The 24044-nt window shown below is 38.5% G+C and carries 21 protein-coding genes; all 21 read right to left on the reverse strand.

The annotated features are described in order from the left end of the window. Nucleotides 1–650: 650 nt before the first annotated feature. On the reverse strand, nt 651–2165 hold the full coding sequence (locus CVS93_RS07655) for a 2-isopropylmalate synthase (protein ID WP_107687182.1): 1515 nt from the start codon (nt 2163–2165) through the stop codon (nt 651–653). Nucleotides 2166–2310: 145 nt separating this feature from the next. Further along, on the reverse strand, nt 2311–3042 hold the full coding sequence (gene pssA, locus CVS93_RS07660; protein WP_072594435.1) for a CDP-diacylglycerol--serine O-phosphatidyltransferase: 732 nt from the start codon (nt 3040–3042) through the stop codon (nt 2311–2313). Continuing rightward, entirely contained in the window at nt 3035–3661 is a 627-nt protein-coding gene (locus CVS93_RS07665) for a phosphatidylserine decarboxylase (RefSeq protein ID WP_021091662.1), read from the reverse strand. The genes pssA and CVS93_RS07665 overlap by 8 nt, the downstream gene beginning before the upstream one ends. Nucleotides 3662–3663: 2 nt before the next feature. Then, the gene (ftsH, locus tag CVS93_RS07670; RefSeq protein WP_072594437.1) at nt 3664–5589 is read right to left on the reverse strand and encodes an ATP-dependent zinc metalloprotease FtsH; all 1926 of its coding nucleotides are present in this window, start codon (nt 5587–5589) and stop codon (nt 3664–3666) included. Then, nucleotides 5582–6415, reverse strand: a complete 834-nt coding sequence (locus CVS93_RS07675) for a 50S ribosomal protein L11 methyltransferase (protein ID WP_107687183.1) — start codon at nt 6413–6415, stop codon at nt 5582–5584. Before CVS93_RS07675 ends, ftsH begins: the two co-directional genes overlap by 8 nt. Next, entirely contained in the window at nt 6415–6780 is a 366-nt protein-coding gene (locus tag CVS93_RS07680; RefSeq protein ID WP_002939933.1) for a chemotaxis response regulator CheY, read from the reverse strand. The genes CVS93_RS07675 and CVS93_RS07680 overlap by 1 nt, the downstream gene beginning before the upstream one ends. Before the next feature lie 57 nt (nt 6781–6837). Next, nucleotides 6838–7554 (reverse strand): 1-(5-phosphoribosyl)-5-[(5-phosphoribosylamino)methylideneamino]imidazole-4-carboxamide isomerase, encoded by a 717-nt coding sequence (gene hisA / locus CVS93_RS07685; protein WP_054197042.1) that lies wholly within the window; start codon nt 7552–7554, stop codon nt 6838–6840. Further along, nucleotides 7554–8165 carry an imidazole glycerol phosphate synthase subunit HisH gene (hisH, locus tag CVS93_RS07690; RefSeq protein ID WP_054197043.1) on the reverse strand — a complete coding sequence of 204 codons (612 nt, stop codon included), beginning with the start codon at nt 8163–8165 and terminating at the stop codon, nt 7554–7556. The genes hisA and hisH overlap by 1 nt, the downstream gene beginning before the upstream one ends. A 16-nt stretch (nt 8166–8181) precedes the next feature. Then, nucleotides 8182–9963, reverse strand: coding sequence for a UDP-N-acetylglucosamine 4,6-dehydratase (configuration-retaining) (pglF, locus tag CVS93_RS07695; protein WP_107687184.1), 1782 nt, complete (start codon nt 9961–9963; stop codon nt 8182–8184). Next, nucleotides 9964–11055 (reverse strand): UDP-N-acetylbacillosamine transaminase, encoded by a 1092-nt coding sequence (gene pglE, locus CVS93_RS07700; protein ID WP_107687185.1) that lies wholly within the window; start codon nt 11053–11055, stop codon nt 9964–9966. A gap of 48 nt (nt 11056–11103) precedes the next feature. Further along, on the reverse strand, nt 11104–11694 hold the full coding sequence (gene pglD / locus CVS93_RS07705; protein ID WP_107687186.1) for a UDP-N-acetylbacillosamine N-acetyltransferase: 591 nt from the start codon (nt 11692–11694) through the stop codon (nt 11104–11106). Beyond that, nucleotides 11681–12286 (reverse strand): undecaprenyl phosphate N,N'-diacetylbacillosamine 1-phosphate transferase, encoded by a 606-nt coding sequence (gene pglC / locus CVS93_RS07710; protein ID WP_084109486.1) that lies wholly within the window; start codon nt 12284–12286, stop codon nt 11681–11683. Before pglC ends, pglD begins: the two co-directional genes overlap by 14 nt. Next, nucleotides 12279–13394, reverse strand: coding sequence for a N,N'-diacetylbacillosaminyl-diphospho-undecaprenol alpha-1,3-N-acetylgalactosaminyltransferase (gene pglA / locus CVS93_RS07715; protein ID WP_107687187.1), 1116 nt, complete (start codon nt 13392–13394; stop codon nt 12279–12281). The genes pglC and pglA overlap by 8 nt, the downstream gene beginning before the upstream one ends. A 2-nt stretch (nt 13395–13396) precedes the next feature. Next, nucleotides 13397–15496 (reverse strand): STT3 domain-containing protein, encoded by a 2100-nt coding sequence (locus CVS93_RS07720; RefSeq protein WP_107687188.1) that lies wholly within the window; start codon nt 15494–15496, stop codon nt 13397–13399. After that, nucleotides 15489–16613, reverse strand: coding sequence for a glycosyltransferase (locus CVS93_RS07725; RefSeq protein ID WP_107687189.1), 1125 nt, complete (start codon nt 16611–16613; stop codon nt 15489–15491). The genes CVS93_RS07720 and CVS93_RS07725 overlap by 8 nt, the downstream gene beginning before the upstream one ends. Then, nucleotides 16610–17653, reverse strand: coding sequence for a glycosyltransferase (locus tag CVS93_RS07730; RefSeq protein WP_107687190.1), 1044 nt, complete (start codon nt 17651–17653; stop codon nt 16610–16612). The genes CVS93_RS07725 and CVS93_RS07730 overlap by 4 nt, the downstream gene beginning before the upstream one ends. After that, nucleotides 17650–18708, reverse strand: a complete 1059-nt coding sequence (locus CVS93_RS07735) for a glycosyltransferase (protein WP_107687191.1) — start codon at nt 18706–18708, stop codon at nt 17650–17652. The genes CVS93_RS07730 and CVS93_RS07735 overlap by 4 nt, the downstream gene beginning before the upstream one ends. After that, nucleotides 18705–19637 (reverse strand): glycosyltransferase family 2 protein, encoded by a 933-nt coding sequence (locus tag CVS93_RS07740; RefSeq protein WP_107687192.1) that lies wholly within the window; start codon nt 19635–19637, stop codon nt 18705–18707. The genes CVS93_RS07735 and CVS93_RS07740 overlap by 4 nt, the downstream gene beginning before the upstream one ends. Continuing rightward, nucleotides 19638–20399, reverse strand: coding sequence for a glycosyltransferase family 25 protein (locus CVS93_RS07745; protein WP_107687193.1), 762 nt, complete (start codon nt 20397–20399; stop codon nt 19638–19640). Further along, complete coding sequence (locus CVS93_RS07750) at nt 20400–21917, reverse strand: MATE family efflux transporter (RefSeq protein ID WP_107687194.1); 1518 nt, start codon at nt 21915–21917, stop codon at nt 20400–20402. Further along, nucleotides 21917–24043, reverse strand: a complete 2127-nt coding sequence (locus CVS93_RS07755) for an STT3 domain-containing protein (RefSeq protein WP_107687195.1) — start codon at nt 24041–24043, stop codon at nt 21917–21919. The genes CVS93_RS07750 and CVS93_RS07755 overlap by 1 nt, the downstream gene beginning before the upstream one ends. Nucleotide 24044 lies beyond the last annotated feature (1 nt).

Below are 24044 nucleotides of genomic sequence, written 5' to 3' on the forward strand. Positions count from 1 at the left end.
GCGGTAAGCAAAGCCAAGATTTTTAATCGAAACATTAACCCATAAGCCCTAAATCTTGGCTACAGCGTGGAAATCGCTTTTTTAGTAACAGGGGCTTATGGAAATTTTATAAAATCAAAAGAGAAAAACTAAACAAGACAAGGTAAATTCTCTTTGATTTTATGGAAGTATCATACAAATTTTAGTAGTCAATTCTTGCGAGTGAATGAAAGTTTTAAAATTTGCAAAGACGGCTTGATTAAATTTGCAATTTTTTATTCAAAAGGGAGGCAAGTGGACTTAATTTTACTTCTCAGGCTCGCAACTACGTGGCAGACACGAAGTCCATCCCCTTATCCCCCTCCTTGCCCCTTTTTTAATCCACCCCCTCGCACATTCAAGGGGCATGTGCTAGTACTTCGCACTGCATGCGGTCTAAACTCTATCAAATTTAAAATTTAAGAGTGAGCATATCACGCTTCTAAATTTAGTGGCGAATATTTATGAATCCTAAAATTAGTAAGTTGCTAAGGCAAATGAGTAAGATTTTAAAATTTGTAAAGATAGTAAAATCTATTTTTTTAAATAGAGACTTTGAATTTTAAAAATTTATATAGTTTTCGGATTAAATTCAAATCAGCCAGCTGCAAATTTAGCAGCCAGCTAAAATTTTAGTTTTTATGTATGCGAAGGTAGCTATTTAGTGCGCCAACATAGGCTTTTGCGCTTGCCATCATAGTATCTATGTCAAGTCCATGGCCTATTACAGCCGTTTTGCCCTCAAACTCGACCTTTACATCAACCTTTGCAAGTGCGTCTTTACCTTGGGAAACAGATGCCACTTTATAGTCTTTTAGTGTACCGCTAATGCCACTAATACGATCAACTACCTTAAATATCGCATCAGCGGTACCATTTCCTAGAGCTGAGTCGCTGATGATCTCATCATTGTGTTTTATGCTAATTGAAGCGCTTGCAAGGCTTCCGCCGCTACTTTGAAGAAGAGCCGTGATCTCATAAGCTTGTGGAATTTTTGTAATCTCTTCAGCTACAAGAGCTCTGATATCATCATCAAATATCTCTTTTTTCTTATCAGCTAGCTCTTTAAATTTTTCAAAAGCCTTATTAAGAGCATCGCTATCAAGGTCAAATCCAAGGCTAGCAAGCTTATCTTTAAACGCGTGGCGACCACTATGCTTACCTAAAACAAGAGAATTTTTCTCAAGGCCTATACTCTCAGCGCTAATTATCTCATAGGTCTCTTTATGTTTTAGCACGCCGTCTTGATGTATGCCACTCTCATGAGCAAATGCGTTTTTACCAACGATAGCTTTGTTTGGTTGAGGCTCAATGCCTATAATACTAGCAATCAGTCTTGAAGTTGGATAAATTTCTTTTGAGATAATGTCTGTATAAAGTGGAGCAAAGACGTCTTGGCGAGTTTTAATAGCCATCACGATCTCTTCAAGTGCAGCATTTCCAGCACGCTCACCTATGCCATTGATCGTACCTTCGACCTGCCTTGCGCCAGCTTTTATAGCCGCTAACGAGTTTGCCGTAGCCATGCCTAAGTCATTATGATTATGTACAGAGATTATCGCTCTATCGCCTACAAATTTTACTATTTCACTAATGCGAGCAGTTATCTCTTCAGGATATAAATAACCAACTGTATCAGGGATATTTAAAGTTCTTGCACCCGCATTTATGGCAGCATCACAAATTTCTTTTAAAAAGCTCATTTCACTTCTACAAGCGTCCTCGCAGCTAAACTCCACATCATCGCAAAAGGTTTTTGCGTATTTTATAGACTCGATTGCACGTTTTATTACTTCATCTGGGCTCATTTTTAGCTTGTACTCCATATGAATTGGGCTTGTCGCTATAAATGTATGAATTCTCTTATTTTTAGCTGGAGCCAATGCCTCGCCAGCTGCCTTAATATCACGCTCAACTGCGCGTGCAAGAGAGCAAACCTTGATATTTGAGGCTTGCTTTGCTATTTGATTTACCGCATCAAAGTCCCCTGGGCTTGCTGCTGCAAATCCAGCCTCCATAACATCCACACCAAGCCTTTCAAGCTGAAGTGCGATCTGTAATTTTTCAGCTGTATTCATCGATGCACCAGGGCTTTGCTCACCATCTCTTAAAGTCGTATCAAAGATTATAATTTTATTCTTATCCATTTTTGTCCTTTTTTTATTTTTATATTTAAATTTTAAATTTAATGAGTTAAATAAATAGAAATTTGCTACCTAAGTAGCAGCAGTAGAGAGTTTTTGATTTCGATTTTTGGTAAAAATTTACGTGATTTTATGACGCCATTTTCGCTCATTCGCTCTCCTTTTTTTTGGAATTTTTACTAAACATTATAGTGGCTCTTACTATACCATAAAGCATATAGACGCTCATAACCAAAGTCGCACTTTCAAATGGATATAGATAAAGCATCGAAAACGCAACTACAAGAGCTACTAAAATTCTTATCACATGGGTTTGTTTTAAATTTATTTTTTTAAAACTTGGATAGCGGATGTTGCTAACCATTAAAGCTGCCAGAGTAGCTTCAAGTAGCATCAAGCACCACTCAAATCCTTCTAAAAAAGTATAGTCGATATAAATTCCAACCCAAAGTACGCTCACAATAGCTGCTGATGGTATAGGAAGTCCGATAAAAACATTTGGCTCATATGTGCCAGTAGTGACATTAAAACGAGCAAGCCTAATAGCTCCAAAAACCACGAACATAGCAGCTATAAGTGCCCCAAATCTGCCAAAATTTTTACCAATAGTCAAATAAAATAAAATCGCTGGCGCTACACCAAAAGCAACAAGATCTGCAAGACTATCAAACTCTACCCCAAATTTGCTAGTTGTCTTTGTAAGTCTAGCCACACGTCCATCAAGTCCATCTAAAATAAGCGATAAGATGATATAAATAATGGCTTTAAAATAGTTACCTTGAATAGATGAAATAATGCTAATAACACCCAAAAAAGCACTAGCTGCTGTAAATAAATTTGGCAAGATATACATTAGTTGCATCTTTTGTATGTTATTCATCTCTTTTTCCCTCTTCAAAATATCCCAAAAGTGAAGCAGCCTTTACGCTTTCTCCAACGCTTACACATATCTTAGTATCTCTTGGCAAGTATAAAATCACCTCACCACTTCCTAAAAAACCAAATTTTCTAGATGCTTTTAGACTAGTAACATTTGAAATTTCTAAACTTCGACTGAAAGCTCCAGCTATAATTTTCATAACAAATTTTATATTTTCTTTTTCAAAGCGAATAATCGCTCTTTCATTTAAAAATTCTGAAATTTTCATAGCCTGGCATAAGAATAAGCCATGTCTTTTGCGTATTTCAGCTACTTTTACATCACTTACAGCCCTTAATGTACCAACATCAAAAAAAGATTTTTTTATGACGATCTTAGCTACTTCATTATTATCAAAATTTGAAGCACTGATCTCTTTTATCTTGCCATCAATCGGCGATAGTAAAGCCAATTTATCATCAGAAAATGGCTCTCTCTCAGGATCTCTGAAAAAATAAAGTCCCAAAAAAAGTAAAATAGCAAAAAGTAGTGGCAAGATCCCAAATAGCAAAGATAAAACAAATAAAATTAGAAAAAATAATATAAATTTATATCCTGCTTTCGCGATATAGCCACTCATTTTTATTCCTCTTTTTTACTCTTTTCGTCTTCTTCGGTCTCTACGAGTCTGCTCTCTAGATCATTTTCGATCTCATAGTTTTTAATGATCTCTCTAACTCTTTTTCCTTCGATCGTTTCTTCTTCATAAAGTGCTGATACCATATTTTCAATAGCACCTTTATAAATTTCAAGCAAACCAAGCACAGCTGTGTATCTTTCATGAAGAAGTGTTTTTACAAACTCATCAACCTTTTCAGCCATCTTATCACTGTAATCTTTGATGCTTTGACCGCCATTTAAAAACGTAGCACGTTGCTTTTCAAGCACCATAAGACCAGCAACATCGCTCATACCATACATACTAACCATAGCTTTTATGATATCGGTCGCGCGCTCTAGGTCGTTGCTAGCTCCAGTTGAAATTTCTTTAATAAATACCTCTTCAGCAGCTCTACCAGCCAAAAGCACATCTACTTCTGCTATCAGTTCATGCTTTTGCATCATAAATTTATTCTCTTCAGGTGTGTTTAGAGTATAGCCAAGTGCCGCAAGACCACGTGGTACGACTGAGACTTTTGTTACCCTTTTTGCACCTTTTGTTAGCTCAGCTATCAAGGCATGACCACACTCATGATAAGTGACGATCCTTTTTTCTTTTGGATTTACGCGGCGAGACTTTTTCTCAAGACCAGCAATCGATCTCTCAACGGCCTCCACAAGATCGGCCTGCTCGACAAAAGTCTTTGACTTACGTCCTGCAAGAAGTGCTGCCTCATTTATGATATTTTCAAGATCAGCACCAGCTAAACCAGTCGTAAGCCTTGCAATATCTTCGATATTTACATCCTTACCAATCTTTACATCTTTCATGTGAACTTTTAAAATGTCGCAGCGTCCTTTAAAATCAGGCTTATCAACAAGCACTTGCCTATCAAATCTACCTGGTCTTAAAAGCGCAGCATCCAAAACTTCAGGTCTATTTGTAGCAGCTATAACAATGACTGGCGACTTGTCCGCATCAAAGCCGTCCATCTCAGAAAGAAGCTGATTTAGCGTCTGCTCTCTCTCGTCATTGCCGCCCATCGGACCAGAATTTCTACTTTTACCGATCGCATCGATCTCATCTATAAAAACGATCGCTGGAGCCTCTTTTTTAGCATTTTCAAAAAGATCTCTAACCCTACTTGCGCCAACACCGACAAACATCTCTATAAAGCTTGATGCTGACATAGAGAAAAATGGAACACTAGCCTCGCCTGCAACTGCTCTTGCAAGAAGCGTTTTACCAGTACCTGGAGGGCCAACTAGTAAAATACCTTTTGGAATTTTTGCCCCAAGTCTTAGATATTTATCAGGACTTTTTAGATAATCAACTATCTCTTGAACCTCTTCTTTTGCCTCTTCGACACCTGCGACATCATCAAACTTAACTTTTGGTTTTTCAGAATTTATAAGTTTTTTTGCACTTCCTATGCCAAGTATGCCACCGCCAATATTCTTTTGCATACGACTAGCAATAAACATCCAAATGGCAAAAAATATAAATACTGGGATTATCCATGAAAATATAAGATCACCAAACCAGTTATTTTCGCTATAAACGCTATAAGTTATGCCATTTTGCTCAAGTATACCAATGAGCGTTGGATCATTTATACGTTTTGCAAGATAGATAGTTTTGTCACTACCTATGCCTTTTATGGTAGTTTCTGAGATAGCAACCTCATTTAGCTGCTTATTTTTTAACATATCTTTAAACTCAGAATAAGCTACCATTTTACTCTGGGCATTGCTATTTAGCCCAAAAGAGCCACCTAGTCCGTCTCCACTAAAGCTTCTAAAAGCTAAAACTATAACTATTGCAAAAATGGCAAAAATGAAAATAGGATTTTTATTAAAAAAACCGTTATTGTTGCCATTATTTTGGTTATTATTTTGGTTATTCATCTATTTCCTTATAAACAAAGCTGCTCCAATCGTTACTTTGTTTTATCTCAATTAGCTCCAAATCCTTAAACGTATCTTTAATCCTATCTTCGTATTTGTTTAAAATTCCTGACAATACCAAGTAGCCGCCTTTTTTAAGCGATTTTTTTAAGTCATTTGAGAGCATAAAAATGACATCAGCAATGATATTTGCTACGACAATGTCATATTTTTGCTCTAAATTCGCGATAGAGCCTGTCCAAATTTTATTAAATTTAACCTCATTTAACTCGGCGTTGCTAATTGAGCTTTGCGTGGCTTGCTCGTCTGTATCACAAGCATCGACCTTACAGCCAAGCTTTGCCAGGGCAATACTTAAAATTCCACTTCCGCAGCCCACGTCTAAAGTAGTATTGCCACTTTTTGCATATTTTTGTAAAAGCTGCAAGCAAGAATTTGTGCTTTCATGGTGCCCTGAGCCAAAGGCTAGAGCTGGGTCGATTATGATATTTGTTACGCCATTAAGTGGCTCTTCCCAGCTAGGTCTAACATAAATTTTATCAACCAAAATAGGCTTAACTGCCTTTTTATATTCACCTAGCCAGTCTTTATTTTCTTTTAAATTAAGAGAAATTTTTAAATCATTTGAAATTTTACGAACACTAGAGAGCCCTTTTGCATACTCTTCAATACCCCAAGCTATATCTTTTAGATCATACTCTTCCCTGATGATGATCTCGTGATCTAGCTCTTCAACACAGGTAACTCCAAAAGAGAAAACTAGCTCTAAAATTTCATCATAAAAATTTGATGTTTTTATGCTTAATTCGTAGAATTTATCTTTCATTAACCAAGAACGTCTTCAAGCTTCTCTTTTAAAACTTGTGGCGTAAAAGGTTTAACGATGTAGTTATTAACACCTGCTTTTAAAGCTGTTATAACTTCGGCTTTTCCGCCCTCTGTTGTTACCATTATGATAGGCATATCAACATACTTTTGCTCTGCTCTTACCTTTTTAACAAGCTCAAGACCATTCATCTCAGGCATATTCCAGTCAGTGATAAGAACTTCGATACCTTCGTTTTGAGTTAAGATATTCCAGGCCTCAAGACCGTGCTCAGCCTCAAGAATTTCTTGATGTCCTAACCTTTGCAAAGTATTTTTTATGATTCTTCTCATTGTTGAACTGTCATCTACAACCAAAATCTTCACATAATATCCTTTTAGTAAAAATTGCCCTATTCTAGCTAATTTAAATTTATAAAAGCTTTAACGATATCTAAGTAGTTTAAAGGCCTCTTTTAGGTCAAGCAACCCTTCATAGTAGGCTTTCCCAACTATTACGCCACTAATCTCATTTGTAGCTTTTAGCATCAAAATATCATTTATATCACTCACGCCACCACTTGCTATTGTCTCAAGCTTGCTATTTCTAGCTATTTGCAAGCTAAACTCAACATTGACTCCGCCAAGCATTCCATCTTTGTTAATATCGGTGCAAATCACAGCTTCTACACCCACATCTGCAAATTTTTTCGCAAGATCGACTGCTTTTATGTTTGAAACCTCGCCCCAGCCTTGCACTGCCACATAGCCATCTTTGGCATCTATGCCAACTACGACTCTGTAAATTCCAGCCATTTTTGCTGTAAATTCTGGATCACGAAGGGCAACTGAGCCAAGGATCACCCTGCTAACTCCAAGGTCCAAATAGCGCTTTATTCGCTCTTCATCTCTTATGCCGCCACCCACTTGGACGCTTAAATTTGTAGCCTTTGTAATTTTTTCAATTGTTTTAAAATTTATCGTCTCTCCAGCAAATGCACCGTCTAAATCAACCACATGAAGCCATTTTGCGCCATAATCTTCAAATTTCTTAGCAAGTTCACTTGGCTCGTTGCTATAAATTTTTGCACTTTGCATAAGACCTTTGCTAAGTCTAACTGCTTGTCCCTCTTTTAAATCAATAGCTGGAAAAATTTCCATCATAACCTCGCAAAATTCTCTAAAATTTTAAGTCCAGCTTCATGACTTTTTTCTGGATGAGGCTGAAAGCCAAATATATTTTCATGCCAAACCGCACTTGTAAATTCATATCCATAAGTCGTCTTTGCCAGTGCAAATTTATCATCACAAACCACATGATAGCTATGTACAAAATATAAATACTCAAGCTCTTTTAGTCCTAAATTTAATGGGCTATTTTGCTTAAATTCCAAAGCGTTCCAGCCAATGTGAGGTATCTTTAATGGTTTATCGAAATTAGCTTCATTAAATTTTACGACCTCGCCAGGCAAAAGAGAGAGTCCCTCATGCTCGCCAAACTCGAAGCTTCGCTCAAATAAAAGCTGCATACCAAGACAAATGCCAATAAAAGCTTTGCCACTTTTTACAGCCTCTTTTATTGCTTCATCCATGCCGTTATTTTTTAGCTTTGTCATCGCCTCACCAAAAGCTCCAACGCCTGGCAAAACAATGTGCGAATACTCCTTTAAATTTTCAGGCTTACTTACTAAGGCACATTTTTTGTCAAGAAAATCAAAAGCATTTATCACGCTTTTGATGTTTCCAGCTCCATAGTCAATTATCGCTATCATTGTTCTTTGCCTCTAATTAGCCTTTTAGATTTAGTGCATGATTAAACTCAGGCACGATCACCTTAAGAGCAGGTGCTACCTCGTCATCTTCAAGCTGCAAAAGCCCATTTATCTGTGAATTTAAAAGAGTTAGGTCGTATGGCTGTGAGTGCGTCACAAAGATCGATTCATACTTAGTTTGAACGTCATCTTTGTTGATAAGCAGCTCCTCATAAAGCTTCTCGCCAGGTCTAAGCCCTACAAATTCGATACCCAGATGCTCTTTGTTTGAAAGCAGAAGCATCTTTTTAGCAAGATCAACGATCTTGATTGGCTCGCCCATATCAAGCACAAAAAGCTCGCCACCTTCTGCAATAGAGGCAGCTTGAAGTACCAGCTGACACGCCTCAGATGTGAGCATAAAATATCTTGTAATCTCTGGGTGAGTAACACTTAGTGGCTTATTTGCAGCGATCTGTGCTTTAAATTTCGGTATAACAGAACCACTTGAACCAAGGACATTTCCAAAGCGCACGCAAACTATCTCACACACGCCAGCTTCATTTGAATTTAAAGCATAAAGCTCACAAACACGCTTAGTTGTTCCCATTATATTTGTTGGGCGTACGGCCTTGTCTGATGAGATCATAACAAATTTTTTAACGCCATATTTTTTTGAAAGATCGACAGCATTTTTTGTGCCAAGGATATTATTTTCGACAGCCGAGCGAGGATTTAGCTCGCAAAGTGGCACGTGCTTATATGCGGCGGCATGGATGACGATCTCAGGTTTAAAGTCAGCAAAAACCTCTTCAAAATCCTTTAAATTTGTGATATTTATAAGCTTGCTAATAGTTCTTTTATCTTTTGTATCTTCGCCTATTTTATAAAGATTAAACTCGCTGTGCTCAACCATTATAAGCTCACTTACACCATATTTCAAGCACTGCTTACAAATTTCGCTTCCTATACTACCGCCAGCTCCAGTAACAAGCACTCTTTTATCTTTTAAGAAATTTGAAATGGCTTCTGGATTAAGGTCTTTTGGCTTTCTAGCGAGCAAATCTTCGATCGAGATATCTTTGATCGGCTCATTTTCGATAAGCGAAAAGAGCTTCATATCTCTTATGCCATATCCAGTTAGCTCATCAACTAAAGCTTGAAGCTCGTCTTGATCAAGTGCTAGTGCGATGATAGCAGTCTTTGCGTCGTAGTCTTTTATAAGGCTTGGTATATCTTTTTTATCTTGAACTAAAAATCCATCACAATAAGTACCAACAAGATCACTTCTGCCATCTACCACGCCAACTGCGTAGTAGTCAAGATAGCCCTGCTTTAAGCCACGTAAGACGTGAAGCGCTTTTGACGTTGCGCCTATAACGATACAAGGCTCACCTTTGTGAGGTTTGTTTGAAAAGTCAAGCACCATGCGTTTTGAAATTCTTAAAAGCCCAACAAGTAAGCATGAAATAAGAAGATCAATGAAAATAACGCTTCTTGGATATGGATTTAAAAAATCTTGAATGATAAAAAAAATGATCGTAAATAAAACCGCTGAGCAAACGTGGGCAAGAAAAATTTTTCTTGCTTCATTTAATCCAAAAAACCTCCACGGCACCTTGTAAATTTTAAACATCCACATAAAAAATAGCTTAAATACGATCAAAAATCCAGCCGTTACAAAAAGCCCTTGCACGTAGATATCTGGGATGTCGGCGTTAAATCTTAAAAGATAAGCCGCATATATCGAAAAAATAAATATAAAAACATCGCCAAGAAGAAAAAATACGAGCCTTTTTAACTTTGTTGCATGAAACATTTAAGCATTTTCCTTGACTATTTTTATCACTCTTTCTTGTGTCTGCTCACTCATATCGCTGCCACTTGGCAAGCAAATTCCTCTTGAAAATAGATCTTCGCTATATCCATCGATAAAGCTTAACGCACCTTTAAATACAGGCTGTAAATGCATAGGCTTCCAAAGTGGGCGACTCTCGATGTTCTCATCAGCTAGTGCTTTTATAACTTTTAAATGTGTATCCTTTTTGGCAAAAACGCCGGTTGTGAGCCATCTGTTACCACGAGAATTTGGCAGTTCTGGCATAAATTCTAAAATATCGTCAAGCTCTTTTTCATAAATTTCAAAGACTTTTCTCTTTTGCTCGACTCTTTTTTCTAAAACTTCCATCTGTGCCACGCCAATAGCGCCTAGGACGTTGCTTAAGCGGTAGTTATAGCCATAGTCTTTGTGCTCGTAGTGAAGCAATGGCTCTCTTGCTTGCGTGCTGTAAAATCTAGCTTTTTCTACAAATTCCTTGTCACCAACTAGCATACCGCCACCTGAAGTGGTGATTATTTTATTGCCATTAAAACTATATGCGCCCATCACGCCAAATGTGCCAAGTGCCTTGCCGCCGTAAAATCCACCAAGTGCTTCAGCTGCATCTTCAACTAAAGCGATGCCCTCGTTTTGGCAAATTTCACAAATTTCTTTCATCTTTGAAGCTTGCCCGTAAAGATGAGTAACGACTAATGCCTTTGGCTTTTTAGGTAAATTTGAGATCGCTTTTTTTAGTAGCTTTGGGCTTAAATTCCAACTCTCATCGCAGTCTATGAATACTGGAGTTGCTTTTTCATAAAGTATAGGCGAGACTGAAGCCATGAAAGTAAAACTAGAAGCCAGCACAAAATCACCCTCTTTTACACCAAGGACACGAAGTGCTAGGTGAAGCGCCGCCGTTCCAGCGCTTAGTGCAAGAGCATCTTTTGCTCCGGTGTAGCTTTTTATACTTTCTTCAAATTTATTTACATACTCGCCAAGCGGCGCTATATAGTTGCTTTCAAAAACTTTTTTTATATATTCTTGCTCTTTTCCGCTCATATTTGGTGGAGATAAAAAAACTCTATCCATTTCATCCCTTTCGTGATTTTTTGGCGATTTTAGCACTTATTTTTAAATTTATATCTTAGCGCGCTCGCTCGCTGGCACGCCGTAAGCCTTTGTGTCATCTTTTATATCTCTAACGACCACGCTTCCAGCGCCGATGATGCAGTTTTTGCCAATACTTATGCCTTGAATGACGTTTGAGCCAATACCAACATGCGTAAATTCGCCCACGCTAACGTTTCCAGCAAGGGCTGAATTTGGGCTGATGTGAGCAAATTTACCTATCACGCACTCATGCTCTATCACCGCGCCAGAATTTATGATAGCACCCTCTTTTATGTGAGCTTTTGCGTTTATCACGGCATTTGGCATGACAACTACGCCTTTTTCTATCGCAGCACTTTCGCTCACAACCGCACTTTTATGGATCAAATTTACTATCTCAAAGCCAGCAGCCTCTACCTTTTGGCTGACCTTTTGCCTAGTTTTGTTTTCGCCAATGGCTATTATGATGTCAGCTTTTTCAAGCTCTGGGCTAAATTTACGCTCGCTAGCATCATCTAAAAAAACTATCTCATCATAGCCATTATCTCTAGCGATGTCAGCGACCACAAGACCGTGACCGCTTGCTCCGTAGATGTAAATTTTCTTAGTTTTTACCATTAAATTTCTCCGTCGTCGCCTGCCCCTCTTTGCTGACGCCACTTCGTTTTAGTACCTTTTCGATGGTCATTAAAGCGATCTTTACATCAAGCATAAAGCTTAAATTTTTAGCGTAATAGACGTCGTACTCAAATTTTTTCTCCCAGCTTATGGCGTTTCTGCCATTTACCTGCGCTAGCCCTGTGATACCTGGACGTACGTCATGGCGGTGCTTTTGTGTTTCGTTATAGATGGGCAGATACTCAACTAAAAGCGGCCTTGGTCCGATGAAGCTCATATCGCCTTTTAGCACATTAAAGAGCTGTGGCAACTCATCAAGGCTAAGCGAGCGGATAAGTTTGCCAAATCTACCAAGACGCTGCTCATCTGGCAAGAGCTCGCCATTTGCGTCACGCTCATCGCTCATCGTCTTAAATTTATAAATTTTAAAAATTTTCTCATTAAGACCTGGTCTTGCCTGCGTAAAAATGACATCACGACTTACCTTAAAATAGATAAAAATCGCCGTTGCTATAATGATAGGCGACGTTAAAATGAGTAAAAACAAAGCCCCCAAAATATCAATCACCCTCTTTAAAAAATTTCTATACATCTGTAAATTTCCTATAAATTTCTATATATCTTTTTGCGATTTGCTTCTCGTCAAACTCACTAACCGCCCAGTTTCTGCCGTTTTGTCCAAGTCTAGCACAAAGCGCCTCGTCATCAAGCAAAATTTTTATCTTTCCAGCAAGATCATTTACGTCTTTTACCTTGCATAAAAGTCCGTTATAGCCATCCTTTACTGCTTCATTGCAGCCTGTCACGTCACTTGCAACGACTGCTTTAGCCATACTCATCGCCTCTAAAACCGTTCTTGGAAAACCCTCTTTGTAGCTAGGAAGTGCTAGTAAGTAAGAAGTCTTTAAAAGCTGCGGGATATCGTTTCTAGCGCCAAGATAACGTACCTTGCCACCTTTTAAAAAGCTCTCATCTGCGGTTGATTTATTGCCACTAAAACCCTCGCCCACAAAGACAAATTCGCAGTTTTTGTAGCCATTTAAAATTTCAGCTGCCTCGTAAAATTCTCGAACACCCTTGTGCCACATCGCCCTTGCGATCATTAAAATGACTTTTTTATCGCCAAGATCAGCTGCCTGCGTGATAGCTGGATCAAATTTAGTAGTATCTACGCCGACACTTTTTATGCGGTAAACTTTACTTTTATCTATCAAATTACGAGAGATCATATAATCAGCATCCGAGTCGTTTACAAACACGCAAGCATCGGCCTTTGCAAAGGAAAATTTATAAAGGCTCTCCATGACAAAACGCACAGCCTTTGTCTTAAGATCATCATCAATATAAAAGCTACCAAGGCCTTCAACCAAATTTATCACGTGCTTTATGCCAGCGTTTTTAGCGGCAAACGTGCCAAAGACATTTGACTTGTGAGCGCCAGTTTGAAGCAGGTCTAAATCTAGCTCGCCCAAAATTTGAGATAATTTTTTAGAGTTATTTATAACAGTTAGCGGATTTAGGCTCGCCTTATCAAGCTCGTAGGTAACAGCGTGAAAGCTCTTTGCAAGCTCGCCTGTGAAGTCGCCCTTTGGAGCGATAGCAAAGACCTCGTGTCCCATATCTTTTAAAGCCTGCATAATAGGTCGTCTAAAAAAGTGTATGCTCATGTCAGCGTGGCTTAAAAACCCTATCCTTGCCATTTTTACCTCTTTAGCTTATAAATTTTTGCCGCCCCATCAAGTATGACTGGCTCAAAAATTTTTGGATCGTACCTTTCAAGCACAAAAAGCTGGATGTATGTGCTATTTAAAATACTTTCATCAAGGATGATAAACCTGCTGTAATCCCTCATAAAAATGACAGAAATATTTGAGCTTTCGTTATTTTTATACTCTTTGACATTTAGCTTGCCAGCCTCGTTATAATCAGTCTCTATGAAATATTTAAGAGGCAAGATATTGCCATCATAGATTAAATTTGTGACATCACTTGTGAGCGTAAATCCACCATTTAGCCTAATGCCATTTTCATTTTGCGAGATCGCTCTTGTGACGATAAAAAGGCCGTTGTTTAAATTTTTACCGCTTTTTAGATCGATCTTGCTAAACTGCAAAATGGTCGGAAAAATACCAAGCATCCTATCTGGCAAGTAGTAGTAAATATCCCTAGTCTTTGCTGGCAAGCTAAAATTTGCCTTTTTTATATCGCTAAAAAACTGATCGATGCTTGCATTTCTCTCTTTTAAAATTTGAGCCAAATTGCCATTAAATCGCTCTTTAAAATTTCGCTCTGTGTACTCAACATCAAGCCTTGCCATATTTGCCGAGCTCATCTCATCGCTTCCAAGCGCAAAACTCACGGCAAAATTTTCACGCCCAAGGTGCTTTCCGCCGTCAATGAGCGTCTTAACATCGCTGTAATATCTGATCGGATATCCATAGTCCCACCACGCAACCACGTAGTCCTCGCGTCCTGCGATACCTTTTAGCTTATTTAAAATTTCAACCTCTTTGTGTACAAAAACTGGCTCAGCCTTGTAACCATAGATATGAATGAGCGCTGGAGTAAGAGCAAGCATGGTTATAAAGGCTCTCGCAAGATTTAGTACCGCTCCTTTTAGCTTTAAATTTGAAAGTATAAACTCCACCAAATAGCCAAAGCCAAGCGCCATAATAGGCACAGCATAAATAGTAAATCTAAGGCCACTTTTAAATGCTAAAAAGCCAAGTGCAAGCATGCCAAGCGAGACGGCAAATGAGCGGTGTTTGTAGCAAAAAAGAGCAACGCCAGCAAGTGAGATCAAAAATGTGATGATATTTGCGCTGATCCTCTCGCAAAATAGCGTAAAATCAACGATGCTTGACTCTTGGATGGTTTGATTGACATTAAAAAAGTGAAAGCTCATGCCTCCAACTTCAGGCGCATCTCTAAAGACGTAAAATTTAAGCTGAAAAATAATCGGATTTAGTCCGCCACGAATTACAAAAACAATAAAAACAAATGCCAAAATACCAAGAGCAATTTTTAAATTTATCACCTCTTTTTTAAAAAGACAAAACGCATAAATAGCGACGATAGCGATAAATTTAAGCGTTAGATCAAGATTTGAAATGGCAAGTAAAAGCAGCGAAATTTCAAGGTAAAAAAGTGGATTTTTCCTATCAAAAATGAGCGTGTAAAGTAAAAATAGCCCAGTTAAAATGCTAATAAGCGAAAATGCGCTCGCATACCACCACATATAAATAAGCACGCTTAAAGGTGCGATTATTAGGCTCTTTGCGTCCTTTTTCTCAAGCACCCTAACAAGCCCCCAGACGACAAAGACGCTAAGTGGGATGATGAGCATATCAGTGTCGTAGTATCCTGCCATCGTGCGGTTGTAGTAACTATTTGCAACCACTGCAAGAAGCGCAGCGATGAAGCCAGCCATTTTTAGTTTGTATTCATTTGCGATCAGGATAACTGGCACAGCCACAAGCGATGAGAAAAATACGCTCATATAAATCATCACCGTCTCAAGCTTAACGCCTAGAAATTTCACGATCCAGTAAGTAAGTGTGGAAAGCGGATAGCCGTAGTAGCTAAGGTCATTTTCTTGGTGAAAGCCAGCCAGCATATCCCTTGTGCCCTCGGCAAATGCGTAGCCGTCGTTTGTGCTGATCATTAGCTCGTTGTTCCAGAAAAAGACTGGATACTCGCTCGCCCAAAAGACCCAGTAAAGCCTGCAAACCATGCCAAAGAGGACTGCGACAAATATCATCAAGTATAAAGAGTAATTTTTAAAAAATAAATTTCTATTCATTAGGATTTTCCAAAAAATTTATAAGCTCGCTCGCTATATTTTCACTATCAAAAAATTTAGCCCGATTATACGCAACCTTTTCAAAATTTTGCCTTATTTTAGGCGCATTAAGCACCTTTATCATCGCCTCTTTCATCGCATTTTCATCATCAACAGGCACCAAAATGCCAAACTCGCTCTCGCCCAAAAGCTCCTTTGCACCACTCTTATGCTCGGTCGAAATAATTGTTTTTTCGCATGCTAGTGCTTCAAGCAGGACATTTGAAAAGCCCTCAAAACGCGATGCACAAAGCAAGCAAGAGGCGTTTTTTATATGCCTAAATGGGTTTTTATCAGTGCCAAGAAGCTTTACTCGATCACTAACGCCAAATTTATCTATCAAATTTTGTAGCTCATCTTTTAAAGGCCCTTTGCCAAGGATGCCAAGCGTGGCGCGAGGGTCGTTGATAGAAGCTATTATTTTTATTAGTATGGCTTGATTTTTACCGCTATCAAGGCGGCCTATGTTTATGAAAAATGGCTTAAAGTCGCTCTCAAGTGGCTCATCTTTTAGCAAATTTATAGTTTTTAGATCAAGGGCGTTATAAAGCACCTTTGTCTTTGCCTCGCTCATACCAAAATTTCGCACCAGATCCTCTTTATTGCCAGCTGCATTTGCGAGGATTAGATCAGCTTTTTTATAAAGATGAATGAGTAAAAATTTATTAACCCTGCCGCTTAGATCGTTTTTATATAGGATCGACGGACAGCTTCGCTCACTGATAACTAACCTAGCCTTTAGCCCTAAAATCCTAGCAACCCCAGCAATATAACAAGGGCGGTTCATCAGCACAAACTGCGTGTCGATGTTTAAGCTTTGACAAAGATTTTTATACTTAAAGGCAAGCATTGGCATCGCTAAAAAGAGCCTTGCGAGCTTCTTTAGTCCGCTCTCGTAAGGATCGCTATTTTCTATAAAGTGGATCTGCACCTCGCTTGGGATCTCGTAGGCGATGACCTTACTCATTAAGATGAGATGAACTTCATAGCGTTTAACCAAAAATGGCAGTAAATTTGCCACATTTCGCTCAGCCCCACCAGGTCCCATAGAGTATAAAAAAACGGCTAATTTTTTCACTTGCTAACAACCTTTTTTATAAATTCTCGCCACTGCTTGATGATATTTTCTTTGCTAAATAAATTTGCATTTTTACTGGCGTTTTTTGCTAGTTTTTGTCTTAAATTTTCATCTTTTAAAAGCATCTCAAGCTTATCTTTTAGATCATCTGTGTCGCCATTTTTAAAGATGAGCCCGTCCACGCCGTCATTTATAAGCTCCCTTGCACCCACGGTGTCGCTACTTAGCCTAGCGCAACCAAAAGCGCCTGATTCTATTAATACGTTTGAAAGCCCCTCGCTTTGTGAGCAAAGAGTAAAAATTTTTGCCTCGCTGTAAAGCTTACTAACATCACTCATGTGACCTAGAAATTTGACATTAAGCCCTAAATTTGAGGCCATCTCTTTTAGCTGCGCCTCTTGCCTGCCGCTGCCTGCGATCTTTATCTCCCAGCCATCAAGCAAGCTCTTATCTACCTTACTAAGCGCCTCAAAATAGATATCATAGCCCTTTACCGCCTCCAGCCTTGCCACGCTTAAGATGACGTTTTGCTTCTCGCAAATTTCAGGCACGTCGATAAAAAGTGGATTATGTATGACCTCGCGATTTTTGGCAAATTTATAGTAGTCGTAGTCGCTTTTACTTAGCACGCTTAAACCATCTACAAATTTATACGAAAAGTCACGCATAGCGCTTGTGATTTTGCTTTTTAAGTAGCTATGCTCGTGGTGCTCGGTTGCTATTAGTTTGCTCTTTAGCCCCAAATTTGCCAGCACGCAAGCGACATTTGTCCAGTCGATAAAGCTCATTATGAGATCAGCCCTTTGCTCCTTAAAAAGCGCTCTAAGAGCCAAAATTTTCTTAAATTTCAAGGCCAGCCCAGAGCCACTCACATTAAGGTTTATGATCTTTATCTTTTCACTAAATTTATAAAGTCCAAGATCCTCTTCAAGCAGGGCGATAGTGATCTCATTGTCCTTACAAAACTCATTTGCAAGCACGTTTAGCACGCGCTCAGCCCCACCGTTTCTAAGTGCGGCGATGACAAAAAGAATTTTCACTTCACACCTCCAAGCCTTAAAAGCTCCAGCCATTTTTTATAAATTTGCTCCACGCTAAACTCATCAAGTCTAGCTCTTGCGTTTTTGGCAAATTCGCCCATTTTTGCCTCATCTTGCATCATTTTTGCAAGCTTCTCACTCATCTGCCTATCGTCATTTACCTCGCAAAGCAAGCCATCAAAGCCATCTTTTATAAGCTCTTTTGCCCCGCTAGTTCTTGTCGCAACCCTCACGCAATCATAGTTTATCGCCTCTATCAAGGTGTTGCCAAGACCCTCGAAATTTGAGCAAGAGATCAGCACCTTTGCCCTTTTATAAAGTGAGGCGATGTCGCTAACGTTGCCTAAGAATTCGACATCAGCGTCTAAATTTTTGGCTAAATTTTCTAAATTTGCCCTCTCGCCACCATCTCCAGCAACGGCAAATTTATAGCTACTTTGCTTTAAGTTTGCAGCCACTCTTACAAACATTTCGCAGTTTTTTATCTTATTTAGTCTGCCAACAAAGATGATTAAATTTTCTTTATCAAAGCTCTCACTGCGCACCTCCTCAAAGAGTGGGTTGTAAATTTTCATCACATTTTTACAAAATTTCGAGTAGTGGCCAAGATCCTCGTCGCTTAAGACGCTAAGTGCATTTGCAAATGGGTAGCTAAGGCGTCTTAACACCTTAAAAATGGCTCTTTTTGGCGCAAGGTAGTTTGTGTGCTCACTTATTATAATAGGCGTTTTTAGCCCAGCTGAACTAAAGAGCACCAGGGTATTTACAGCGTCTAAAAAGGATATCACTGCGTCAAATTTACCTTCTCTTATGAGCGCTCTTAAAGCAAGCACCTTTAAAACTCTCTTTTTTAAATTTCCAATCAAGCCAAGCTCATCAGCCCCAACGCCTAAATTTATGAGTTTCACGCCACTTGCCAGCTCGTAAAATGGCTCGTCCTTGTCAAATTTAACAAGGCTTACATCATGATCCATGCTAAATCTTGATGCGATCACCGCACAGACTCGCTCCGCACCGCCACTTCTAAGCGTTGATGTGACAAATAAAACCTTCATACGCCAAACCTTTGCTTTATCTTTACACGTAGCTTTGAAAGCGCTGGTAAAATGCCACTTGGAAGCAGGCTAAGTAGCAAAAAAATAAACGCCTCTTTACTAAATTTAATGCTAAGACTTTTAAAGATACATCTTAGCATCAGACCATATTCGCCTGCTATTTTGGCGTAGTAAGCGGCGTTTTTATACTGCATAGCTAGAAATTTTGGCTCATTTTTGATAGCGATGTCGTAGTGCAAGTTTGCTGTTTTGATGTAAGCGTTTGCCACATTTAGCGCGTGTTTGCCGGCATTTAGCGTAGCACTATCGCTTCTTGCGATGCGGTAGATGTAAAGTGGCTTTTTAAGATAGAAGACACTTTTTTCAAAAAAACAGATGTAAAGCTCATTTTCGCCACCAAAACTGCTCTCATCAAACCTAAAATCATCTATAAATTCACGTGAAAAAAGCTTAAAATACTCGCCATTTATCCGCCCGCAGTGATAATCCACCTTGCTCATCGCCCCACTCTTATTATACGGGCTTCTACCAGCCATCACCTCAGTCATCACGCCATTTTTTTCGCAGATAGCGTCCGCAAAAACACACGAATACTCGCCACTTTTTAAAATTTCATAGCACTCAGCAATCGCCTCTGGCAAAAGCTCATCATCATCATCAAGCAAGCAGATAAACTCGCCTGTAGCATTATCAAAGCCATTATTTTTGTTGCCATTTGGACTCTTGTTATGGGCTGTGTTTTTTACAAATTTGATCCTTGCGTCGTTAAAACTATTGCAAATTTCACTCGCACTCTCGTCATCTCCGTCATCTGTAACAATGATCTCTAAGTTTTCATAGCTTTGAGATAGAGCGCTTTTTAGAGCCTTCTTTAAAAGCTCAGGGCGCTTGTAGGTTGCGGTTACGATACTGACTAATGGCTCACTCATCTAGTCCCTTTTAAAAATTCTCTCATAACCTTGAAGCTTTTCAAGCCTTGAGAAAAGTATAAATTTAAATGTTTTAATATAGGCCTTTAAATTTGCGCTATATCCTCTCTCAAGACGCTCTCCCTCGATGTTTGAGCCACTTAGATCTGTTGGATGCGAAAAGAGATCGCAAAAATACATCTGCATATCATTAACGCCTAGCAAATAGTCCCAAACATCAGTCGTGCAAAGCGCACGTTTATGAATTTCGAGCAAATTTTTAGTACTTTTTTTAGTTAGCACATAAGCCCCTGCTCTATAAATGCTTGACATTGAGTGCTTTGAGACCCGCCAAAGTGGCTTACTTAGGCTAGTATCCACCTTTTTACCAAAGGCACTAAACCTGCCCTCTAGCCCATCTTGCATGCCACATATTAGCACGCTACTTTCAGGCATCTTACTAGCTGCCAAAAATGCCTCTTTTATCGCCTGATCACCCCCTATCACATCATCTTCAAAGATAAGGGCAAATTTAGCCTCACTTGCCAAAAACGCCTCGTAGGCTTTGATGTGCGAGAGCGAACAGCCAACCTCTGCTGGGCTTAAAACTTTGCCATAAGCCTTAAATGATGGCGAAATGATCTTATAGTATTCCCTTGCACTTAGCTCCCTGCCATCGACTGCGTCTATTAGCTTAAAGCTATCATAAGAGCTAAATTTTTGCTGCAAAAGCTCGCGCCTTTTGGTATCTTTTGCCAAAGAGATCAGGTAAATTTCATTCATTTAAGACCTTTTAAATTTTTTTAAAATTTTACGCCAGACTATGCTTCGCTCGAAGGCATTAAAAAACAAAAAATATCCCAAAACATAAGCTGCGCCGGCGTATATCGCAGCAAAGATAGTAAATTTTAGCCAGTTATCTAAACTCACAAAGTCCTTGCAGGCAAACATCATAAGCACGCAGAGCGCAAAAACGACTAAATTTTTAAAATAAACCCCATAAAATGTGGTGAGCTTCACCTCTAAATTTAAAGCGGCATTTATGAGATCAAAGCCGAGAATTCTTATGCTATAAAAAATGGCTGCGACGATGACGATACCATAAACGCCGTAGTCACTAAATTTAAGCAGTGCGATCTGCGCTATGATCGTGCTAACTCCAAGGATAGTGTTGGCAATGGCTGGTCGGCGAAGCTTGTTTGTCGCGCTATCAAGGTTAAAAAGCGAAAAAACAAAGCTGATAAATACGATCGGCACAAGCGTGATCATCGAGACGTTGTAGATAAATTTAACCTCATCTGCGCTTTTAAAAGGTAGCCAAAGCGTGTAAAAATCAAGCCCGAAAACGACGAAAAACGCTGCTGGAGCGCTCATCACAAAGGCGATCACCTTCATTGAAAATTTAGCCTCTTTTATGAGATCCGTGATCAAATTTTTTGAGTAAAGCTCGACAAATTTTGGCGCAAAGATACCGCTAAGCTGTGCCACAAAGCTCTCAAGTATGATAGGAGCGGCCTTTGCAACTGAAAGAAGTCCTGTGGCATTTGCATTTACGAAAATGTTGCAGATAAAAAGATCCATGCCCGTTAAAAGTATGCGATTTAGCGCATTAAAGCTATTCCAAATGCCAGAGCTTAAAAGCTCTTTGATCTTAGAAAAGTCAAATTTACTAAGGCTAAATTTTAGCTCCGGTGTGATGCGAGCTGACATAAAAATGGTGCTAAAAAAGACAAAAAGGCTCGCCACAAGTGCTGAAATAGCGATGTAAGAAATAAATGGCTTAAAAAAGTAAAAAAGTGCGACGATCAAAAGTGCCAAGATCGCACTTGAGATAGCATTTCTAATGGAGAGCAGATAGAGTTTATTTGTCACAAAGGCGCAGACCGTCAAAACGCCGTTAAATAAGCCGATACAGAAATTTATAAAGTAAAAAACAAGGGTCATTCTCACGTCAAAGAGTAAATTTTCAGGGACATTTAAAAAACTTTGCAAATTTATGATAAAAACCGAGCTAAGCACCACTACAACGGCACAAAAGAAAATATTTACAACAAGTACAGACGAGTAGTAGGTGTTTGCAAGGTTTAGATCCTTTTTATGCCACGCATGAGCGACAAAGCGCCCACTAACCGAGTTTATGGCTACACTTATGACTGCTGCGTAGCTAACGATCGCGTTACTAAGACCCACAAAGCCAAAAGCCTCGTTACCAAGGCTTTTTAAAATAAATGGCGTAAGAAAGAAATTTATGCCCATTGATACGACAAAAACAACGATTGAGCTTATTAGATTGATTAGCATTAGATTTTTAACCTATAAATTTTTACGCCACTTGAGATGACAAATGGCTCAAAGTATCTCTCATCGGCCTTTTCAAATATAAAAAGCTGCACAAAAGATGAGCTAAAAGCATTTTCATCAAGCAACAATATCCGCGCATAATCTTCCAAAAAAACCACATAAATTTTGGCATTTTTATCTATGATTTTTTCATCTATTCGCAAATCTCTTCCGGATCCTTTTACTTTATAAAATGATTTTACAGCTATTTTTTCGCCGTTATGTATGATAAATTTTTGCTCATTTGTAGGCAAAGTATAGCCATCTCCTAGGTCAATACCAGCTTCGCTAATGCCATTTAATGCACTAACATGATAAAAATCCTCTTTTTGTTTTTTGCCAGTTGCGACGTCGATATAGCTATATCTAAAGATATTTGGTGCGATGTCAATCATATTAGGCACAAGATAGTAATAAACCGCCTTCTTTGCCACCGGCGGAGAAAAATTTTCATTTTCAAGCTGATTTAAAAAAGTATTTACATCGCTTGTGTTGTAGTCTTTTAAAATCTCTTCTATCAGCCTAGTATTTTGCTCAAGTGAGATGTCGTTATACGTAACTGCTGCTCTTGCAAGTCTAGCTGAAAATGCCTGGCCTTTTCTCAAAGCAAGGCTAACAAAATAACTATTTTCACCACCTTGTCTACCAGGATCATTTAGCGTCCTAACATCAGCAAAATACCTTATAGCATAACCATAATCCCACCATGAAAAGATATAGTCATCGCGCTTTGTGACCTTTTTGAGTTCATCAAGCGCCACTGCTTCATCACGGCTAATCACAGTGTTTGGCCTATATAAATAAGCAAAATCTAAATTTATAGCAAGAGCGGCTACGACAAAAACCAAAAGTGATAAATTTTTAATAGAATTTCTAAGATCAAATAAATTTAAAAAAAAATACAAGAAATACCCAAAACCAAGTGCAACAAGTGGTGTTACGTACATAACAAATCTAACTCCACCAAAAAAAGAGAGGAGTCCAAGTCCAAGCATTGGCAAAGTAAGTAAAAATGGACGAAATTTAAAGCAAAGTAGCAAGTATCCAATAATAGCTGTCAGTAATATAAGAATATTTCCTGACATGAAATAGATAAAATATAAAGGGCTAGCACTTTTTACTTCACTGATAAAATTATGCTCATTTATAAAGTGAAATTTATCGCTAAGAATTTCATTGCCTTTAAAAACATAAATACCCATTTTTGAAGTAATGAAATCAAAACCACCAAAATAGATAAAAATAGCTAGCATTAAAGTAAGAAAAATGGCTAAATTTCTAGCTGAGAGTAAATTTTTATATTTGCAAAAAAGAGAGAAAAATAAGGCAATAACTGCTAAATTAAAAACCAAAATTTTATTTGCTATTAGTGGATCTTTAGTAAAAGCATTTGAGCTTACGATGCTTATAAACATAAAAAATATCGCTTGATAATTTTGCAATCTATCTCGCATAAAAACTAGCGTATATAGTAAAAACATAAAGAAAATACTTAAAATAAGTGCATATGAGCTTTGATACCACCAAAGATAAAGCGACACAAAGACTCCAGGCAAAACAATAAATTTTTGTTCATTTGTGTTTAAAAGCCTGATCAAAAAATAGATGATAAAAAGCGCAAATGTGACATTTAACATGTCGCTATCAAAATATCCAGGCGATGTCCTTGAAAGATAGCTTGGCAAGATAACGCTCATAAACGCTGCCACAGCCCCAGCTTTTAGCGCCTTAAACTCATTTGATATCAAAACAACTGGAAGTGCGATAAGAGGAGCTAAAAAGACGCTCATGTAAAACATCACGCTTTCGATCTTAAAAGGAAAAATTTTGCAAATATAAAAAACTATAGTTGAGATTGGGTGATTAAAGGGGCTAAAGTCATTTTGCTGATGAAAGCCAGCCAGCATATCTCTAGCACCTTCTGCATAATAGTAGGCATCATTTGTCGTAAGCATAAACTCGCCATTAAAGTAAAACTCTGGCATCTCCTTTGCCCACAATACCCAGAGCATCCTAGCCACAAATCCAAACAGATAAGCAGCTAGAAATATAAGTAAAATTTTACAATTTACGCTTACTTTGTGCACT

This window comes from Campylobacter concisus, assembly GCF_003048535.1.
In the GTDB taxonomy this organism is placed as follows: domain Bacteria; phylum Campylobacterota; class Campylobacteria; order Campylobacterales; family Campylobacteraceae; genus Campylobacter_A; species Campylobacter_A concisus_S.

Excerpts from the sequence above, each read along its gene's own strand:
- pglD (WP_107687186.1), bottom strand. The coding sequence starts at position 11,694 with ATGGTAAAAACTAAGAAAATTTACATCTACGGAGCAAGCGGTCACGGT.
- CVS93_RS07655 (WP_107687182.1), bottom strand. The coding sequence starts at position 2,165 with ATGGATAAGAATAAAATTATAATCTTTGATACGACTTTAAGAGATGGT.
- pglF (WP_107687184.1), bottom strand. The coding sequence starts at position 9,963 with ATGTTTCATGCAACAAAGTTAAAAAGGCTCGTATTTTTTCTTCTTGGC.
- CVS93_RS07675 (WP_107687183.1), bottom strand. The coding sequence starts at position 6,415 with ATGAAAGATAAATTCTACGAATTAAGCATAAAAACATCAAATTTTTAT.
- pssA (WP_072594435.1), bottom strand. The coding sequence starts at position 3,042 with ATGAATAACATACAAAAGATGCAACTAATGTATATCTTGCCAAATTTA.
- CVS93_RS07740 (WP_107687192.1), bottom strand. The coding sequence starts at position 19,637 with ATGAGTGAGCCATTAGTCAGTATCGTAACCGCAACCTACAAGCGCCCT.
- hisA (WP_054197042.1), bottom strand. The coding sequence starts at position 7,554 with ATGGAAATTTTTCCAGCTATTGATTTAAAAGAGGGACAAGCAGTTAGA.
- pglE (WP_107687185.1), bottom strand. The coding sequence starts at position 11,055 with ATGGATAGAGTTTTTTTATCTCCACCAAATATGAGCGGAAAAGAGCAA.
- CVS93_RS07665 (WP_021091662.1), bottom strand. The coding sequence starts at position 3,661 with ATGAGTGGCTATATCGCGAAAGCAGGATATAAATTTATATTATTTTTT.
- pglC (WP_084109486.1), bottom strand. The coding sequence starts at position 12,286 with ATGTATAGAAATTTTTTAAAGAGGGTGATTGATATTTTGGGGGCTTTG.
- CVS93_RS07720 (WP_107687188.1), bottom strand. The coding sequence starts at position 15,496 with ATGAATAGAAATTTATTTTTTAAAAATTACTCTTTATACTTGATGATA.
- CVS93_RS07745 (WP_107687193.1), bottom strand. The coding sequence starts at position 20,399 with ATGAATGAAATTTACCTGATCTCTTTGGCAAAAGATACCAAAAGGCGC.
- pglA (WP_107687187.1), bottom strand. The coding sequence starts at position 13,394 with ATGGCAAGGATAGGGTTTTTAAGCCACGCTGACATGAGCATACACTTT.
- ftsH (WP_072594437.1), bottom strand. The coding sequence starts at position 5,589 with ATGAATAACCAAAATAATAACCAAAATAATGGCAACAATAACGGTTTT.
- CVS93_RS07750 (WP_107687194.1), bottom strand. The coding sequence starts at position 21,917 with ATGCTAATCAATCTAATAAGCTCAATCGTTGTTTTTGTCGTATCAATG.
- CVS93_RS07735 (WP_107687191.1), bottom strand. The coding sequence starts at position 18,708 with ATGAAGGTTTTATTTGTCACATCAACGCTTAGAAGTGGCGGTGCGGAG.
- hisH (WP_054197043.1), bottom strand. The coding sequence starts at position 8,165 with ATGATAGCGATAATTGACTATGGAGCTGGAAACATCAAAAGCGTGATA.